Origin of the sequence: Pantoea phosphatilytica, assembly GCF_051025615.1 — a bacterium.
Lineage (GTDB): Bacteria > Pseudomonadota > Gammaproteobacteria > Enterobacterales > Enterobacteriaceae > Pantoea.
This window is the reverse complement of sequence record NZ_JBPFDF010000001.1, coordinates 1,981,806-1,999,564: the sequence shown is the minus strand read 5'-3', so window position 1 is coordinate 1,999,564 and position 17,759 is coordinate 1,981,806. Positions and strand designations below refer to the sequence as shown.

The following is a 17,759-nucleotide window of genomic DNA, read 5'->3' as shown; positions in this document are numbered from 1 at the left end:
GCTTTGCTCAGGCTCGCTGCGCCGTTACTCTGCCAGAAAGCACCGGCTTTCCCCGCCGCCTCAGTCGTTAGCATAGCCCTGTGGCGGCAGCGGTTTGCCATCCAGCCAGGCTTTACCGTCACGCATCGTCAGCCTGCCCTCGACAAACCAGCCGATCACCAGCGGATAGATCGCATGCTCCTGATGCTGAACCCGTTCGGTAATCTCCGCTTCACTATCGCCAGGGAAAACCGGGACTTTCGCCTGCAGGATCACCGGGCCACCATCCAGCTCTTCGGTGACAAAATGCACGGAGGTGCCATGTTCGCTGTCGCCATTCTCCAGCGCCTGACGGTGCGTATGCAGGCCCGGATATTTCGGCAGCAGAGAAGGGTGGATATTCAGCAGGCGATTGTGAAAATGGGCGACGAACGCGGGGCTGAGGATCCGCATATAGCCCGCCAGCACAACCAGATCGGGCGAGTACGCCTCGATCGCCGCGATAAGCTGGCGATCAAAGGCTTCACGGTCGGCGAAGTCGCTGGCGGCAAGCGCATGCGCGGGCACGCCCGCCTCCTGCGCCCGCGTCAGGCCATACGCGGCGGCACGGTTGCTGAACACGGCAGCCACGCTGCCGTGAATCCGCCCGCTTGCACAGGCGTCAAGGATGGACTGAAGGTTACTTCCGTTGCCGGAAATCAGTACAACCAGCTTTTTCATCCGTTAATAACCACACGCTCTTCAGCATCAGATGCTTTGATCACGCCCAGCTTCCAGGCTTTCTCGCCCGCCGCCTGCATCAGCGCAATCGCCTTATCGGCGTCGGCCGGACTCAGGGCAATGACCATGCCCACACCGCAGTTAAAGGTGCGATACATCTCGAAACGGCTGACGTTGCCCGCCTGCTGCAGCCAGCTGAAGACGGCCGGCCACTGCCAGCTCTTCTCGTCGATGACCGCCTGGGTGTTGTCAGGCAGCACGCGCGGAATATTTTCCCAGAAGCCGCCGCCGGTCAGATGCGCAATCGCGTGCACATCGACCTGCTCAATCAGGCTCAGGATGTTCTTCACATAGATGCGGGTCGGTTCCAGCAGATGGTCGGCCAGTGGTTTGCCTTCCAGCTGTTCAGACAGCGGATCGGTGTTGCTGACTTCCAGAATTTTGCGCACCAGCGAATAACCATTAGAGTGCGGGCCGCTGGAGCCGAGGGCGATCAGTACGTCGCCATCCTGCACCTTGCTGCCATCAATGATTTCTGACTTTTCGACCACGCCGACGCAGAACCCGGCCACGTCATAATCTTCGCCGTGATACATGCCTGGCATCTCGGCGGTTTCACCGCCTACCAGCGCACAACCTGACTGCAGACACCCTTCAGCGATACCGGTAATCACCGCAGAGGCCGTTTCCACATCCAGTTTCCCGGTGGCGTAATAGTCGAGGAAGAAGAGCGGCTCGGCGCCCTGAACCACCAGATCGTTGACGCACATCGCGACCAGGTCAACGCCGATGGCATCGTGACGTTTGAGATCCATCGCCAGACGCAGCTTGGTGCCCACGCCATCGGTGCCGGAAACCAGCACGGGTTCACGGTATTTCTGCGGCAGCGCGCAAAGCGCACCAAAACCGCCCAGTCCACCCATCACTTCCGGGCGACGCGTCTTTTTCACTACGCCTTTAATACGGTCAACCAGAGCGTTACCAGCATCAATATCAACACCGGCGTCTTTGTAACTGAGAGAGGTTTTGTCGGTCACTGCGAGGTCCCCACGCGAGTTGCGGTTGGTGGTTTAAAATAAAGCGCGGCAATTCTATCAGTGCAGGCAAACGTTTGCGAGTCCGGGATTGCCCATCGGACGAATTTCATCAATCCTCTGTTTATCCCTGTAAAAGCCGCGGTATTGCGCAAGGAGAGGTGGCGCGCCGTCCAAAAGGCGGTATAATCCCGCGATTTTTTTTAGCTCAACTCATTCCGGGAGAACACCAATGAAGATCGTGGAAGTCAGACACCCGCTGGTCAAACATAAACTGGGCCTGATGCGTGAGCATGATATCAGTACAAAGCGTTTTCGCGAGCTGGCGTCGGAAGTGGGCAGCCTGCTGACCTACGAAGCGACTGCCGATCTGGAAACAGAGCGCGTCACCATTGAGGGCTGGAACGGCCCGGTAGAGATCGACCAGATCAAAGGCAAAAAAATCACGGTGGTGCCGATTCTGCGTGCCGGTCTTGGCATGATGGAAGGGGTGCTGGAGCACGTTCCCAGCGCCCGTATCAGCGTGGTGGGCGTCTACCGCGATGAAGAGACGCTGGAGCCGGTGCCTTACTTCCAGAAGCTGGTGTCTAACATCGAAGAGCGCCTGGCGCTGGTCGTCGATCCGATGCTGGCTACCGGTGGCTCTATGATCGCTACCATCGACCTGCTGAAGAAAGCGGGCTGCTCCAGCATCAAGGTGCTGGTGCTGGTGGCGGCGCCGGAAGGGATCGCGGCACTGGAGAAAGCGCATCCGGATGTTGAGCTGTACACCGCATCAGTGGATCAGGGGCTGAACGAAAAGGGTTACATCATTCCCGGACTCGGCGATGCCGGGGACAAAATTTTCGGAACCAAATAAATCGCATAGCCGACCAGAGAGTCGGCTTTTTTTTGGCAAAAAAAAGTGCCCGGAACGGGCGCGCCTGCTGCTGCGGCGCGGACCGGCGGGAGAGATAACCTAAGGGGATAAATGATGACTCGTCGCGCCATTGGCGTCAGTGAACGACCGCCGTTACTGCAAACCATTCCGCTCAGCCTGCAACACCTGTTCGCCATGTTTGGCGCCACCGTGCTGGTGCCGATTCTGTTCCATATCAACCCGGCCACCGTGCTGCTGTTCAACGGGGTGGGCACACTGATTTATCTCTTTATCTGTAAGGGCAAAATCCCCGCCTACCTGGGATCCAGTTTTGCGTTTATCTCGCCGGTGTTGCTGCTGCTGCCGCTGGGCTATGAGGTGGCGCTGGGCGGATTTATTCTGTGTGGCGTGCTGTTCTGCATTGTGGCACTGATCGTCAGACGCGCCGGGACCGGCTGGCTCGACGTGATGTTTCCGCCCGCAGCGATGGGGGCGATTGTCGCCGTCATTGGTCTGGAACTGGCTGGCGTGGCCGCCAATATGGCGGGCCTGCTGCCCGCTGAAGGCAGTGCGCCCGACAGTAAAACGGTACTGATCTCGCTGGTGACGCTGGCGGTGACGGTATTCGGTTCGGTGCTGTTCCGCGGTTTCCTGGCGATCATCCCGATTCTGGTTGGGGTGGTCGTGGGATATCTGCTCTCCGCAGCGATGGGTATCGTGGACTGGAGCGGCGTCGAGCGCGCGCCGTGGTTTGCCCTGCCAACCTTCTACACGCCGCGTTTTGAGTGGGTGGCGATGCTGACGATTCTGCCTGCGGCGCTGGTGGTCATCGCCGAGCATATCGGTCATCTGGTCGTTACCGCCAATATCGTGAAAAAGGATCTGATCCGCGACCCGGGTCTGCATCGTTCGATGTTTGCCAACGGCTTATCGACGGTCATCTCCGGCTTCTTCGGTTCCACGCCGAACACCACCTACGGCGAGAATATTGGCGTGATGGCGATTACCCGTGTCTACAGTACCTGGGTCATCGGCGGCGCGGCAATTCTGGCGATCCTGCTCTCCTGCGTCGGCAAGCTGGCGGCGGTGATCCAGGCGATCCCGGTGCCGGTCATGGGTGGCGTCTCGCTGCTGCTGTATGGCGTGATCGGCGCATCCGGTATCCGCGTACTGATCGAATCTAAAGTCGATTACAACAAGGCGCAGAACCTGATCCTCACCTCCGTGATCCTGATCATCGGCGTCAGCGGCGCGAAGGTGCATATCGGCGCGGCGGAGCTGAAAGGCATGGCGCTGGCGACGATCGTGGGTGTTGGCCTGGCGCTGATCTTCCGTGTGATCTCGCTGCTGCGCCCGGAAGAAGTGGTGCTGGAAGCCGACGAACCGCGCGAACCGTGATCCCGGCCTGAGTCACGGGATCGGGGCAGGGACGCCCCATTCATCTCTTTCTGAAAACTGTGTTAGACTTCCCCCGATTTTTTGCTTGTTCTCTTGCTGAGGTGCTTCTGAACACGCCGGCACAATTGTCATTGCCACTTTATTTACCAGACGACGAAACCTTCTCCAGCTTCTGGCCGGGGGAAAACCCGTCGCTGATTGCCGCACTGAAAGGCGCTCTTAATCAGCAACATGGCAGCTATCTCTACTTCTGGTCACGCGAAGGGGGCGGACGAAGCCATCTGCTGCATGCCGCCTGCGCGGAGATGTCAGCGCGCAATGAGGCGGTCGGCTATGTGCCGCTCGATAAACGTACCTGGTTTGTGCCGGAAGTGCTGGAAGGGATGGAGCAGCTGTCGCTGGTCTGCATCGATAACATCGAATGTATTGCCGGCGAGCCGGAGTGGGAAATGGCGATCTTCGATCTCTACAACCGTATCCTCGAAACCGGTAACACGCGCCTGTTTATTACCGGCGATCGTCCACCGCGTCAGCTTAATCTGCAACTGCCCGATCTCGCGTCACGGCTGGACTGGGGCCAGATCTATCGCCTGCAGCCGCTCTCTGATGAAGATAAACTCCAGGCACTTCAGCTGCGCGCCGGATTACGCGGATTTGAACTGCCGGAAGATGTGGGCCGTTTCCTGCTGAAGCGGCTGGATCGTGAAATGCGCACCCTGTTCGATACACTGGATCGGCTCGATCGCGCTTCTATCAGCGCCCAGCGCAAACTCACCATTCCATTCGTAAAAGAGACGCTCGGCCTTTAAAGAATGTCGAGCACCGCTTCCGGCGGACGGCCGATGCGTGCCCTGTCGCCATTAATTACAATCGGCCTCTCAATCAGCACCGGATTATTCACCAGCGCATCCAGCAGCACACTTTCGCTTTTGTCGCTGAGTGCCAGCTCGCGATAGATCGTCTCTTTAGTCCGCATCAATGCCCGTGCGCTCTGCATCCCCAGCTTCTGCAACAGGATTTGCAGCGTTTCGCGATCGGGTGGTGTCTGCAGATAGAGCACCACCTCCGGCTCTATGCCGCGAGCGGTAAGCAGCGCCAGCGTTTCGCGGCTCTTGCTGCAGCGCGGGTTATGATAGATCGTCACCATCCTGATTCTCCTTCTGTGGCGGTGAATTTTACCCTTTCTGATACTGTTTAAAGCGCTGCTGTAACTGACGCAGCTGGTCGATACGGGCGTCGTAGCGCGCCTGCTTCAGGCTGCCGAGCGGCACCTGGGCGCTGGCGCTGCTGAGGGTGGTAATCGCCTGGTCGAGCTGACCATTCAGCGCCAGACTCTCCGCCCGCGCGGAGAGCTCTTCATCATTCAGTCCCTGCTGGGCAGACGCCTGCGCCAGCAGGTCCCAGCCGTTGGGGTCATCTTTGTTGGTCCAGGTGTAGCGATTCAGGATCCGGCTGGCGCTGGCATACTGCTTCGCTTCGACATAGGCATTGGCGAGGTTAAGCTGGACCACCGGGCTGTTTTTGGCTCCGCTGGCGGCGCTCAGCAGCGCAATGGCCTGCTGCGGCTGATTCAGGCCGATGTCGATGTCCGACATGATATCCAGGAACCAGATATTGTTGGGCTGCTTCGCCAGTAACGGCGTCATGATGCGCTTCGCATCGGCAAAGCTTTTCGCCTGCAGAAACTGTATGGCTTTGCCATATTGTGACGCCATCTGCTCACGGGCATTGCCGCCCGCATACTGACTCAGCAGTTCGTCGGTCAGCTGATTGCGTCCGGTCGGGTACATCCCCAGCGCACGCACCTTCGCCAGATAGAAATCTTCCGTCGACTGCACCACTACGGGCCGCATCTGATTCGCCCGGTTGCGGGCATCCGCCAGACGGCTGTCGGGCAGCGGGTGCGTCAGCAGGATCTCAGGCGGCTTTGAGGAGAAGCGGCTCTGATCGGCCAGCTTCTGCAGGAAGTTCGGCATCGCCTGAGGATCGAACCCGGCACGCTGCAGAACCTGAATCCCGATACGGTCGGCCTCCTGCTCATTACCCTGGGTAAAGCTGATGATGCCCTGCTGTGTGCCTGCCAGGGTGCCGGTCAGGGCGGCCATGCCCGCCTGCGGACTGGCCATCGCCAGCAGAATTGAGCCCAGCGCGCCGACCCAGGTCAGCGGCGCATTGCGCTTCTGGTCTTCCATCGCGCGTGCCAGGTGGCGCTGGGTAACGTGTGAGATCTCATGCGCCATCACGGACGCCAGCTGGCTTTCATTCTCGGTAAAACGGAACAGGGCCGAGTGCAGCACCACGTTGCCCCCAAAGAAGGCAAAGGCATTAAGCTCATCGTTCTGGATCAGGAAGAAGTGGAAAGGCGTTTTCACGGCGTCGGCGTGCGAAACCAGGCGCTGGCCCAGCTGATTGATGTACTGATTCAGCAGCGGATCGTTAATCAGCGGGGCACTGGCGCGCAGCTGGCGCACATAGAAGTCGCCCATCTGCAGCTCCTGATTAATCGACAGCGTCGAACCGGCTGTGGTGCCGATATCGGGAAGCGAATCACTGATATCGGCATAAGCCGGTGAGAGTGTCGTGAAGATGAGTGTCGGAAGGAGCGCGGCGATCAGCGTTTTCTTTAACCGGTTCAACATGCCTTAATCCTGTAGAGGGGCCCTGAGAATGGACAGATGCGCAGCGGGAACGTTCCCCATTTCGCCGATCGCAGCAGTCCGGCCCTATCTTAACCAGAGCACTAAAAGAAAGAAATGGCGTTTTCTGCCTGCTGCCCGGCGTAATTTGTGCAAGATCGTGGATTTTGGCGAAAAAAATTGAATATAACGGTAACCTAAACGGCAGTTAAACGATAGCAGCCCTGAAGGGATTGCCGCGTGAGCGAAGAGGAAAATGGCGGGTTATTCAATGGATCCGCTCAGGCATCGCCAGAATAGAGCAGAAAATGCTGGGTGAGGATAAAAAGGGTGCCGGCCCTTTTTTTAAAGTTATGTAAATTCACTCAAAAAAATTGAATGTGGCACGGTTTTTTCCAGGTCTACTCTGAAAAAGTCACGCCAGAAATTCAGAAATCTTTTATTCTGCCATCGACAAATTAAATCGTTATTCCCCTTTCTCTTTTTTTTATTCCAGCTAAGCCTGGCTGCTTTTTATTTCTTAATGGCGAGAAACTGTGAGGTGAAGGGTTGAATCATCAGGGCCATTTCTAAGAATACCCTTTTTCACGCTGTATGAAACTTTTCGATTAATTCTGCCGGTGAATCATTTTGGCGGGTTATCACTGTGGTGCTGACCTGAATTTACACAGGCGTGAGTTATACCCGTGCTGTGATATAGATAGCCGACCAGATTCAGTCCTGAATCTGCCAGACCTTATTTGATTTGCCGGAGAGAAGTAATATGCGTTCAGTGGTTTCTTACGCGTTAATCGCCATTATTGGCGGCGTTGTTGGCGCGGCTGTCACTCAGAGTGGCGATATTTATGACAAAGTTTCACGCCATTTTGCAACCGAGCCTCAGGAAGCCGAAGGATTCTGGAGCACACCCGCCATTGAAGGATACGGCAAAATTCATTACGAGCCTGATGCCGCGTTTAAACCGGTCGCGGGCCTCAGTAATAAAATCGTTTTTCAGATCACCCGCAGCGACGGCGCCATGACCGCCCCTAATCTGGGACTGGAGCGCGTGGCGCGCGTGGTAAATCTCTATATCGCCTCGGGTGTCCCGGCGGATCAGCTGAAGTTTGTGGTTTCGGTCACCGGTGATGCGACCCCGGCCATGCTGGATAACGCCCATTTCAGACAGTTTTATGGCATCGACAATCCCAACCTCAAGCTGATTAATGAGCTGAATCAGGCGGGTGTGAAAGTCTCAGTCTGCGATCAGTCTGTGGCATTCCATCACTATCCGAATAACTGGATTGATAAATCGGTCATCCATGCGCTTTCCAGTCCGACCACCGTATCAACCCTGCAGAATCAGGGCTACGCGTGGCTGGCAATGTAATGAATATTTTTAATAACCAGGAGAAGAGTGAATGCGTCCAGCAGCGTTAGTGGTCATGGCGGCCGTGGCCGGATTTATCGGGGGCAACGTTTTACAGTTGCCGGCGTTATTTGACAAAGTCAGCGGCAAAGTAGCAGATAATAAAGCTGAGCCTGCTGATTTCTGGAGTACGCCAGCCATTGAAGGCTACGGAAAAATACATTATGTCGATACGCCCGCGTTTAAACCCGGCACCACCGCTGGTCTGAGTAATAAAATTGTTTTCCAGATCAACCATAATGAAGGGGATATCCGCAAGCCGAATCTGGGGCTGGAGCGCGTGGCACGCGTTACTAACCTCTATTATGCGGCGGGTGTACCACTCGACCAGCTGAAATTTGTGGTCTCGATTAATGGCGATGCGGTTTCTTCAGCCCTGAATAATGCGCAGTTCAGCAAAGCCTACGGCGTGGATAACCCGAACCTGAAGCTGATTAGCGAACTGAAAAAAGCGGGCGTGCAGGTCACCATCTGCGACCAGTCAGTGGCGTTTCATCAGCTTGAGCGCAACTGGATCGACCCGATGGTTACACACACCATCTCCAGCGGCACCACTGTGGCGACACTGGAAAACAGCGGCTACGCCTTCCTGATGCTGTAAACGTCTGACAGCGGCGTCACTGCCGCTGTCACCTGCTGCTCCCTCGTCAATCCTGCTTCCCTTATCTGTTCCCGGCCCGCGCAGAGGGCTGTCGTTCGTTGTCAATGACAGCGACAAGGTCAGATGTCATCACTCATTCTCCCTTCTCCTGGCGTACTGACAATCTTGCATAGACGTGAATCAGGGCCGGGCTAATCTGGATTCTGTACGCTAAAATTTGTCTTAATGCTGCTCAAAAAGAGTGACACCGTGTAGACTTACGCCCGGATATCAGGGCTTCTGGCACATTAAAATAATCAGGCATTCAGGACATGACACTCTTCTTCAGGGCGGCGACGCCATGCTAAAGCTCTTTCGGCCCAAGGCCGATTTGCGCAATCTGATCGCCCTGCTGGTGATTGTCAGCATTGTCATCACGCTGGCAAACACGCTTTACGCCACCTGGCGGGTACAGCGGCAGGTGCTGATTGATACTACGCTCGAAGCTAACCGGGCCTATGCCGCCAAGCTGGCTTCCACCAGCGAAATTTTCTTCCAGCTGGCGCAGTCCCAGCTCCATTACAGCGCCAATCAGCTGAGCCGTGACTTTTACAATGATGCGCTGCTGAAAAGCGAGGTTAACCGCCTTCGTGAACAGACCACCAGTTTCAACTCGGTGGCGGTGGTAGATGCGCAGGGGATGGTTAAAGCGATTTCGCCGGAATCACTGACGCTGCAGGGAATACGTCTTACCAGCGACGCCTCGCGGGAAGCGCTGACCCTGCGGCAGCCGATCATCAGTAAGCCAACGCTTTCTGCCGCCAATAATCTGCTGGTGTTTGTCTCCTGGCCAATCTGGAGCGCCGATGGCGACTATCTCGGCTATGTCGGCGGCACGATCTATCTGAAGAAAAAAAGCATTCTGAATGCGCTGCTGGGTGAGCAGTTCTACCGGGATGGCACCACGGTTTATGTGCTCGACAGCAATAATGAGGTGCTCTATCACCAGAATCGTCAGCTGATAGGCAAAATTCTGCCCGCCATTGTCAGCCCCCGTGACGAGCAGACCAATGGGTCGCTGATACTCGACGGCTCCGGGGAATCCATGCAGCTGGCCGGATTTGCAGTGGTGCCGACGACAGGCTGGACGGTGGTGGCGCTGAAGCCAATCAATACGACGCTGAATCCGCTCTCGGGCCTGTTGATGAAAGTGCTGAAAAACTCGGTCCCCTTTGCGCTGCTGACCCTGCTGGTTGCCGTGGTGCTGGCGCGACTGATTGCCCGTCCGCTTTTCCAGCTGGCCCGCAAAGCCAGCCGGATGGATGTGCAGGGGGTCTCGAAGGAGATTGGCGGCATCACCGCATGGTATTTCGAGGCGGCGCAGGTCAAGCGGGCGCTGCTCACCGGCATCGGTCTGGTGCAGGATAAAATCGGCCGTCTTAACTCGGAAGCGCAGACCGATCCGCTGACCCAGTTGCTGAATCGCCGGGGGCTTAACGCGGTGCTGGAGTACTACCGCACGCTGCGTCAGCCATTTGCGGTGCTGGCACTGGATATCGACCACTTCAAAAACGTTAACGACACCTGGGGACACGACGTAGGCGATCGGGTCATTCAGCAGGTGGCGAGCACGCTGCGGGCCAGCGCCCGTCAGTCTGATGTGGTGTGTCGCAACGGCGGAGAGGAGTTTCTGATGCTGCTGCCGGGAACGTCACTGGATGAGGCGCAGATCATCGCAGAGCGCGTGCGGCTTGGTATCGCAGAAGCGTGGCTCACCGATGTCGGCAGGATCACCCTCTCTATCGGCGTGGCGGCCTGGAACGGGTCAGCGGAGGGGGGGCTGGAAGGCAGCTTAAAACAGGCGGATGCGGCGCTTTATCAGGCGAAAAATGCCGGGCGCAACTGCGTGATTGTTGCGGCGTCCTGAAGTCCGGGCGAGAAAAAGGGGCAGCGCAGGGATAACGCGGGGCAGGCAGGGCGCGGCTCAACGGCCGCGCCCCTGAACATCAGGCTGACTTAACGTACTCCAGCACCATGTCATGATGATTCGAGGTTTTAAAGTTATCAAAGACTTTTTCAACCTTGCCTTCAGCATCGACCAGGAAGCTGATGCGATGAATACCGTCATAGGTTTTCCCCATGAACGTTTTTTCACCCCAGACGCCAAACGCCTGGCAGACTTCATGATTCTCATCTGAGAGCAGGGTAAAGTTCAGCAGCTCTTTTTCAGCAAAGCGTGACAGTTTTTCTGGTTTGTCAGTGCTGATACCCAGCACTTCCACGCCCGCTTTCTTCAACTCATCCATATTGTCACGCAGACCGCACGCCTGCACGGTGCAGCCCGGTGTCATCGCCTTCGGGTAGAAGTAGACCAGAACGCGCTGTCCCTGGAAGTCGGTCAGATTTACGTGTTCACCATCCTGATCGGGCAGGCTAAATGCGGGTGCGGTATCTCCGGCTTTCAGTGGATTCATCACATCTCTCCATTTTTTTATTCAGGCTGTGGGTAATACACTATCCGGCCAGAAACGGCCAGAGGCAAAATCACCTTCAGGGGTATTTCACCACATAGCCGCATACTCAGCCGCCAGTCATGTGGAGAAATACCTCCGGCTTACAGACCAAGCTTAGCGTACTGCGCTCACAGATTCGCTGCTGTCGGCATCTGATGCGCTATAGAGGCGCAGCGACCCCTGCGCATTCAGCTCCTGACAGAGCGCGTTAAACGCCTGCTCAAACGTTGTGCCGCTGGTCCGTGTCGGACAATGGGCTGTCATTTGAATATAGAGCGTTGGCGGCAATTCGCGCTGCGCGGGTATAATGCGCGACACCAGTTCCGCCACATTCATCTGATGTTTATCGATCAGATCGGTAAAGCGTTCAATGGTATGCGGCGAATCGGCGACCTCAACCTGAATAAACGCGGTGTCGGGCATTGGCGGACGCAGCCGGGCATTGGTGCGCTTCATCACGATCAGCAGTTCCAGCTCTGCGCCTTTCAGCGGCAACGTCGACTCAATCAGCGTAATGGCGTTCCAGCTGCCCGACAGCAGCATAATAAAGGTGAACTCATCCCCAAGCATGGCAAGACGGCTATCTTCGATATTGCAACCGCAGCTGCTGACGTGTCGGGTAATGGTATTGACGATACCCGGACGGTCAACACCGAGGGCGGTGATCACCAGATGATGGGGCTGAGATGGCGACAAAATGGCTTTTCCTCTGCTTTCGCTAATAACCATAAGGTAAACATAAAAAAAACTGCTGACAAGCGCGGGAATAGCGAGGCTGGCTTGCTTTTCCCTAAGTGTAAAACGTACCATGAAGCACTTGTTTGTCGAGGGGATCGCCAATGTTTACGGGAAGTATTGTTGCACTCGTTACGCCAATGGATGACAGCGGTAATGTCTGCCGGTCGAGTCTGAAAAAACTGATTGATTATCATGTCGCCAGCGGCACCGCGGCGATCGTTTCCGTGGGCACCACAGGCGAATCCGCTACCCTGAGCCATGAAGAACATGGTGATGTGGTGATGCTGACCCTGGAACTGGCCGATGGCCGTATTCCGGTGATTGCCGGAACCGGCGCCAACGCCACCGCTGAAGGCATCTCTCTGACGAAGCGTTTTGAACATTCCGGTGTGGTGGGCTGCCTGACCGTCACGCCTTATTACAACCGCCCGACGCAGGAAGGGTTGTTCCAGCACTTTAAAGCCATCGCGAACAGCACCAGCCTGCCGCAGATGCTCTACAACGTGCCTTCGCGCACCGGGTGTGACATGCTGCCGGAAACCGTCGCCCGCCTGGCCGAAATCAAAAATATTATCGGAATCAAAGAGGCGACCGGGAACTTATCGCGGGTTAGTCAGATCCAAGAGCTGGTTGATGACGATTTCATTCTGGTCAGTGGCGATGACGCGACTGCACTGGACTTTATGCAACTGGGCGGCAAAGGCGTCATTTCGGTGACGGCAAACGTGGCTGCGCGCGAAATGGCTGAACTGTGTCAACTCGCACAGCAGGGCAATTTCGTCGAGGCTCGCCGCCTGAATCAGCGTCTGATGCACCTGCACCAGACGCTTTTCTGTGAACCCAATCCTATCCCGGTGAAATGGGCTGCGAAACAGCTAGGATTAATCGCTAACGACACGCTGCGTCTGCCAATGACGCCACTGACTGCAGCCGGCCAGCCGAAAGTGGAGCAGGCGCTGGTGAAAGCGGGTTTGCGATAATTTAGGGAGTTTGAATGAATTACTCAGTAAAGCGGTCAACAGTCGCCACAGTAGTGGGCCTTTCTACTCTGATGCTGTTGTCGGCCTGTTCCAGCGATCAGCGTTATAAACGTCAGGTCAGCGGCGACGAATCTTATCTTGAAGCCAGCCAGTTGAGCGAGCTCAAAGCGCCTGCCGGCATGATCCTGCCGGTTCAGCGCGGTGACTATGACGTGCCGCGCACCGCCAGCCAGGCACCTGTCGGCAAACAGCTCGACATTCGTCCGCCAGCCCAGCCGCTGGCGCTGATGAACGGCACCCGCGCACAGTTCAGCAACAACAGCGGCGCACTGATGATTGAAAACAGCCGGGGTTCAGTCTGGCCTCAGCTCGTTAACGTTGTACAGTCTTACAACTTCCCTATCGCTTCACGTAATGATGCAGGCCAGCAGCTGACGACCGACTGGGTGCAGTGGAACCGCGCCGATGAAGACCAGCAGTATCGTGGTCGTTACCAGATCAGCGTGCAGTCCCAGAGCTATCAGCAGCAGGTGACCGTGCGTCTGCTGGAACTGCAGCAGGCGGGTAAAACCGTCACTTCGCCGGTGCAGATCCAGCGTTACACCGCACAGATGCTGAACGATCTTAGTACCGGTCTGGATAAGATCGAAACGGCCAGTGAAAACGCCGCCTCCGGCCGCGTGACCGGATCGATTGACGTGCAGAGCGGCGCGGACGACACCGGCCTGCCGATGCTGATCCTGCGGTCACCGTACAACACGGCCTGGCAGCGACTGCCGGATGCGATGAAGCGTGTCGGCATGGAAGTCACGGATACCACCCGCTCAACCGGCAGCATGAAGGTGACCTATAAGTCACTGAGCAGCAGCGAATGGGATGAGATTGGCGCGAAAGATCCTGAATTGCCGAACGGCGATTACAAGGTGCAGGTCGGCGATCTCGACAACCGCACCAGTCTGCAATTCATCGACCCGAAAGGGCATGTGCTGACCCAGTCGCAGAACGATGCGCTGGTGGCCGTGTTCCAGGCGGCGCTGAACAAATAAAGTTGCCTCGGGCCGGAGATTCTCCGGCCTTTTTTTTTTGTTTTTGGCATAATAGCGCGCGGCGAAGTAAACGATTGCGTCAAGGCAATCGCCGCAGCGGCACTGGCCGCTCACCACCCGTTATTTCAAGTCTGGAGTGAACAAGATGCAAAAGCGAGCTGAGTTGTATCGCGGTAAAGCGAAAACCGTATACAGCACCGATAACCCGGATCTGCTGATACTCGAATTCCGCAATGATACGTCAGCAGGTGATGGCGCCCGAATCGAGCAGTTTGATCGCAAGGGAATGGTTAACAACAAGTTTAACCACTTCATCATGACCAAATTGCAGGAAGCGGGGATCCCGACCCAGATGGAAGCGCTGCTGTCGGATACCGAAGCGCTGGTGAAGAAGCTGGAGATGGTGCCCGTAGAGTGCGTGGTTCGCAACCGCGCCGCAGGCTCGCTGGTAAAACGTCTGGGCGTGGAAGAGGGAATGGTGCTCAATCCGCCGCTGTTTGATCTTTTCCTGAAGGATGATGCAAAGCATGACCCGATGGTCAACGAATCCTACTGCGAAACCTTCGGCTGGGTCAGCAGACAGAACCTGGCGCGTATGCAGGAGCTGACCTTTAAAGCTAACGACGTGCTGAGCAAACTGTTCGACGATGCGGGCCTGATCCTGGTCGACTTCAAGCTGGAGTTTGGCCTGTTTAACGGCGAAGTGACGCTGGGCGATGAGTTTTCGCCAGACGGTGCCCGCCTGTGGGACAAAGAGACGCTCGACAAAATGGATAAAGATCGCTTCCGTCAGAGCCTCGGCGGCGTGGTGGAAGCCTATGAAGCGGTCGCGCAGCGTCTGGGTGTCACACTCGACTGAGTCTGCCCAGCGCACCGCAGCAAAAGGAGAGCCCCGGCTCTCCTTTTTCATTTTGGCGTAAAGCTGGTGATTGCGTCGTCACACAACTAAAATCATGCCATCTGAAAATGTCTGAGGGAATACAGCATGCGCTGGCAAGGGCGTCGCGAAAGCGACAATGTAGAGGACCGTCGTGGTCAATCGTCCGGTTTTGGCGGCGGAGGCCGTCAGATTCGTCTGCCGCGCGGCAAAGGTGGCATTGTCATTCTGATTGTGGTGGCCATTGCCGGTTATTACGGCTACGACCTGACCGCGCTGCTGACGGGGGGCGAGGTGGCACCGACCAGTCAGCAGCAGACGCGCAGCGTCAGCGCCAATGATGAAGAGGCCGCGAAATTCACCAAAGTCATTCTGGCGACCACCGAAGATACCTGGGACAAACTGTTCCGGCAGATGAATAAACAGTATGTCGCCCCGAAACTGGTGATGTATCGCGGCGCAACCCGTACCGGCTGCGGCACCGGACAGTCGGTAATGGGGCCGTTCTACTGTCCTGCCGATCAGACCGTCTATATCGACCTCTCTTTCTATGACGAGATGAAAACTAAACTCGGCGCGGGCGGCGACTTTGCGCAGGGCTATGTCATCGCGCATGAAGTGGGCCATCACGTTCAGAAGCTGCTGGGTATTGAACCGAAAGTGCGTGAGATGCAGCAGGGCGCCAGTCAGAAACAGGTCAATCAGCTCTCTGTGAAGATGGAGCTGCAGGCAGACTGCTTTGCCGGCGTCTGGGGACACTATATGCAGCAGCAAAATATCCTTGAGGCGGGCGACCTGCAGGAAGCACTGAATGCCGCCGAGGCGATTGGTGATGACCGGCTGCAGCAGAAAGGTCAGGGCCGCGTCGTGCCGGACAGCTTTACCCACGGCACCTCCGAGCAGCGTTACACCTGGTTTAAGCGCGGTTTTGACGGTGGCAATCCGGGACAGTGCGACACCTTCGCCAGCAACTGATGCCTTTGCAGCGTCTGACGCAGGAGATGGAACAGGCCGGTGTGCGTCGTCTGGCGGTGATCAGCGGCGACCCGGCCTGGTGTTTATCGCAGGCGGCAGAGTGGCGTCACACGCTCGCGGGTGACTGGCCGATCGTCAGTCCGGCACCGCTATTTGCGGATCCGGCTGACGCACCGGCTCTGCACGTACCGCCTGCTGCGGTTCGCACGCTGCTTGGCCGTGAATTTCGTCATGCCCTGTTCGACGCCCGTTACGGCTTTCACGCCGAGGCGTTCGCGGCGCTGGCTGGTACGCTCACCGCCGGAAGCTGGCTCCTGCTGCTAGTGCCGCCCTGGGATCAGTGGCCGCAGCAGCCCGATGGTGACAGCCTGCGCTGGGGGGACGTTGCCAGCCCCATCGCCACGCCGCATTTTGTTCATCATCTGCAACAGCTCATCACGGCGGACGACCAGCTCCTGCTGGCGCGTCAGCATCAGCCCTGCCGGTTTCCGTCCCGGCCCGCGTGGCCGCGATGGCACTGCCAGGCACCGCAGCAGCAGCAGGCGATACTCCATCAGCTGATGGCTATGCCCTCGGGTGTGGCGGTACTGACCGCTGCCCGGGGCCGCGGTAAATCGGCGCTGGCGGGAATGCTGGCGCGCCAGGCGGGTGCCTGTCTGGTCACGGCCCCCGCCAGAGCCTCCACGACGGTGCTGGCTGCCTTTGCCGCTGAGCAGTTTCACTTTATGGCACCGGATGCGCTGCTGGCGCTGGAGACGCCGCCCGCGGCGGAGTGGCTGATTGTGGATGAGGCTGCGGCCATCCCGGCGCCGTTGCTGCAGGCGCTGGTCGGCCGCTATCCCCGCGTTCTGCTGACGACCACCGTTCAGGGCTACGAAGGCAGCGGGCGCGGCTTTATCCTGAAATTCTGCGCCGGACTGGCGGACGTGCACTATTTTACGCTGGATGAGCCTCTGCGCTGGTCGCGTGCTGACCCGCTGGAGCAGTGGCTGAATCAGGCGCTGCTGTTTGAGGATGCGGCGGCGGTCGAACCGGCATCCGCTGCGCCGGTCACGCCGCAGCGGGTAGCACCGGGCGATTTCAGCGCGCTGGAGGCCGCTTACCGTCTGCTCACCAGCGCACACTATCGCACCTCGCCGCTCGATCTGCGCCGCCTGCTGGATGCGCCCGGTATGCAGTTGTGGCGCGCTGGCTCGCTGTCCGCCCTGCAGGGCGCGCTCTGGCTGGTGGAGGAGGGCGGGCTGGAGCCGGACCTGGCGCAGGCGGTCTGGGCGGGCACCCGGCGACCCCGGGGCAATCTGGTAGCGCAGTCGCTGGCGGCGCACGCGGGACTGCCGGAGGCGGCGACCCTGCGGTCGCTGCGGATCAGCCGCATAGCCGTGGCGGCGGAGAGCCGTCGTCAGGGCATCGGGCAGCAGCTGGTGGCCGCCGCGGCCAGCGCGGCCGCCGGGCACGACTATCTTTCCGTCAGCTTCGGCTACACTCATTCACTCTGGGCCTTCTGGCGCGCCTGTGGTTTTACGCTGGTGCGGATAGGTACCCAGCGTGAAGCCAGCAGCGGCTGCTACGCCGCGATGGCGATGCGGCCCTGTTCGGCGGCGGGCAACGCATTGCAGCGCCGCGCCGTCGCGCAGCTGGCGCGCGACTGGCCACGGATGCAACACTTTCTTGAGCTGGAACTGACGCTGGAAACCGTCGCGGATGACGGCCTGAACGATCAGGATATTCAGCTGGCCGCCGGTTTTGCCTGGGCGCAGCGGCCACTGGAAGCAAGCCTGCCGGTGCTGCAGCGTCTGGTGGAGGCTGCTGCCGTGCCCGATCCACTGCTGCTGGCGGCGGTGACAACCCCTGAAGCGCTTAGCGAACTCGCTCAGCAGGCGGGCGTCAGCGGACGTAAAGCGCTGATTGCGGTGCTGCGTCAGCGAGCTGCAGCCGGACTCCATTCCCTGGGTGTGACAGCGGAGCAGCTCTGCCTGCCGTTGAAATAATTCGACCAGCGGGTTCAAATAATCCCCC

17 protein-coding genes are annotated in these 17,759 nt (G+C 57.9%); 11 read left to right on the top strand and 6 right to left on the bottom strand.

The features are described from left to right. Positions 1–60: 60 nt before the first annotated feature. Complete coding sequence (gene purN, locus ACR6AS_RS09610; RefSeq protein WP_111139320.1) at positions 61–699, bottom strand: phosphoribosylglycinamide formyltransferase; 639 nt, start codon at positions 697–699, stop codon at positions 61–63. After that, entirely contained in the window at positions 696–1,736 is a 1,041-nt protein-coding gene (gene purM, locus ACR6AS_RS09605; protein ID WP_111139321.1) for a phosphoribosylformylglycinamidine cyclo-ligase, read from the bottom strand. Before purM ends, purN begins: the two co-directional genes overlap by 4 nt. Positions 1,737–1,965: 229 nt before the next feature. Here purM and upp point away from each other — a divergent pair, with 229 nt between their 5' ends. The 3 genes from upp (at position 1,966) to hda (ending at position 4,799) form a co-directional block, all read left to right on the top strand. Further along, positions 1,966–2,592, top strand: a complete 627-nt coding sequence (gene upp, locus ACR6AS_RS09600) for a uracil phosphoribosyltransferase (RefSeq protein WP_111139322.1) — start codon at positions 1,966–1,968, stop codon at positions 2,590–2,592. Between the two features lie 114 nt (positions 2,593–2,706). Continuing rightward, positions 2,707–3,990, top strand: coding sequence for a uracil permease (gene uraA, locus ACR6AS_RS09595; RefSeq protein WP_111139323.1), 1,284 nt, complete (start codon positions 2,707–2,709; stop codon positions 3,988–3,990). A 107-nt stretch (positions 3,991–4,097) separates the two neighbouring features. Beyond that, positions 4,098–4,799, top strand: coding sequence for a DnaA inactivator Hda (gene hda / locus ACR6AS_RS09590; protein ID WP_233498975.1), 702 nt, complete (start codon positions 4,098–4,100; stop codon positions 4,797–4,799). Here the strand turns inward: hda and arsC are convergent. Both arsC and bepA read right to left on the bottom strand, forming a co-directional pair. Continuing rightward, on the bottom strand, positions 4,796–5,137 hold the full coding sequence (gene arsC, locus ACR6AS_RS09585) for an arsenate reductase (glutaredoxin) (protein ID WP_111139325.1): 342 nt from the start codon (positions 5,135–5,137) through the stop codon (positions 4,796–4,798). The two genes, hda and arsC, sit on opposite strands and share 4 nt — an antisense overlap. Positions 5,138–5,165: 28 nt before the next feature. Continuing rightward, positions 5,166–6,629, bottom strand: coding sequence for a beta-barrel assembly-enhancing protease (gene bepA, locus ACR6AS_RS09580; protein ID WP_111139326.1), 1,464 nt, complete (start codon positions 6,627–6,629; stop codon positions 5,166–5,168). A 760-nt stretch (positions 6,630–7,389) separates the two neighbouring features. On the opposite strand from bepA, the gene ACR6AS_RS09575 reads away from it, so the two are divergent. From ACR6AS_RS09575 to ACR6AS_RS09565, 3 genes are all read left to right on the top strand, one after another. After that, positions 7,390–7,995: a DsrE family protein gene (locus tag ACR6AS_RS09575; protein ID WP_111139327.1), complete on the top strand. Its 606-nt coding sequence runs from the start codon at positions 7,390–7,392 to the stop codon at positions 7,993–7,995. Positions 7,996–8,026: 31 nt separating this feature from the next. Continuing rightward, positions 8,027–8,635, top strand: a complete 609-nt coding sequence (locus ACR6AS_RS09570; protein WP_111139328.1) for a DsrE family protein — start codon at positions 8,027–8,029, stop codon at positions 8,633–8,635. 340 nt (positions 8,636–8,975) lie between these two features. Next, on the top strand, positions 8,976–10,541 hold the full coding sequence (locus ACR6AS_RS09565; RefSeq protein WP_111139329.1) for a sensor domain-containing diguanylate cyclase: 1,566 nt from the start codon (positions 8,976–8,978) through the stop codon (positions 10,539–10,541). Positions 10,542–10,620: 79 nt separating this feature from the next. On the opposite strand, the gene bcp is transcribed toward ACR6AS_RS09565, so the two are convergent. After that, positions 10,621–11,088, bottom strand: coding sequence for a thioredoxin-dependent thiol peroxidase (gene bcp / locus ACR6AS_RS09560; RefSeq protein WP_111139330.1), 468 nt, complete (start codon positions 11,086–11,088; stop codon positions 10,621–10,623). 153 nt (positions 11,089–11,241) lie between these two features. Beyond that, the gene (locus ACR6AS_RS09555) at positions 11,242–11,823 is read right to left on the bottom strand and encodes a glycine cleavage system transcriptional repressor (protein WP_111139331.1); all 582 of its coding nucleotides are present in this window, start codon (positions 11,821–11,823) and stop codon (positions 11,242–11,244) included. A 143-nt stretch (positions 11,824–11,966) separates the two neighbouring features. Between ACR6AS_RS09555 and dapA the strand changes: the two genes are divergently transcribed. The 5 genes from dapA to ACR6AS_RS09530 all read left to right on the top strand — a co-directional run bounded on the left by dapA (position 11,967) and on the right by ACR6AS_RS09530 (position 17,731). After that, positions 11,967–12,845: a 4-hydroxy-tetrahydrodipicolinate synthase gene (gene dapA / locus ACR6AS_RS09550; protein WP_111139332.1), complete on the top strand. Its 879-nt coding sequence runs from the start codon at positions 11,967–11,969 to the stop codon at positions 12,843–12,845. Positions 12,846–12,859: 14 nt separating this feature from the next. Next, positions 12,860–13,891 (top strand): outer membrane protein assembly factor BamC, encoded by a 1,032-nt coding sequence (gene bamC, locus ACR6AS_RS09545; protein ID WP_111139333.1) that lies wholly within the window; start codon positions 12,860–12,862, stop codon positions 13,889–13,891. Positions 13,892–14,036: 145 nt separating this feature from the next. Continuing rightward, a complete protein-coding gene (gene purC, locus ACR6AS_RS09540) occupies positions 14,037–14,750 on the top strand; it encodes a phosphoribosylaminoimidazolesuccinocarboxamide synthase (protein ID WP_111139334.1) in 714 nt (237 codons plus the stop codon). Positions 14,751–14,876: 126 nt separating this feature from the next. Then, the gene (gene ypfJ, locus ACR6AS_RS09535) at positions 14,877–15,743 is read left to right on the top strand and encodes a KPN_02809 family neutral zinc metallopeptidase (protein ID WP_111139335.1); all 867 of its coding nucleotides are present in this window, start codon (positions 14,877–14,879) and stop codon (positions 15,741–15,743) included. After that, the gene (locus tag ACR6AS_RS09530; protein WP_434161854.1) at positions 15,743–17,731 is read left to right on the top strand and encodes a tRNA(Met) cytidine acetyltransferase TmcA; all 1,989 of its coding nucleotides are present in this window, start codon (positions 15,743–15,745) and stop codon (positions 17,729–17,731) included. The genes ypfJ and ACR6AS_RS09530 overlap by 1 nt, the downstream gene beginning before the upstream one ends. Positions 17,732–17,759 lie beyond the last annotated feature (28 nt).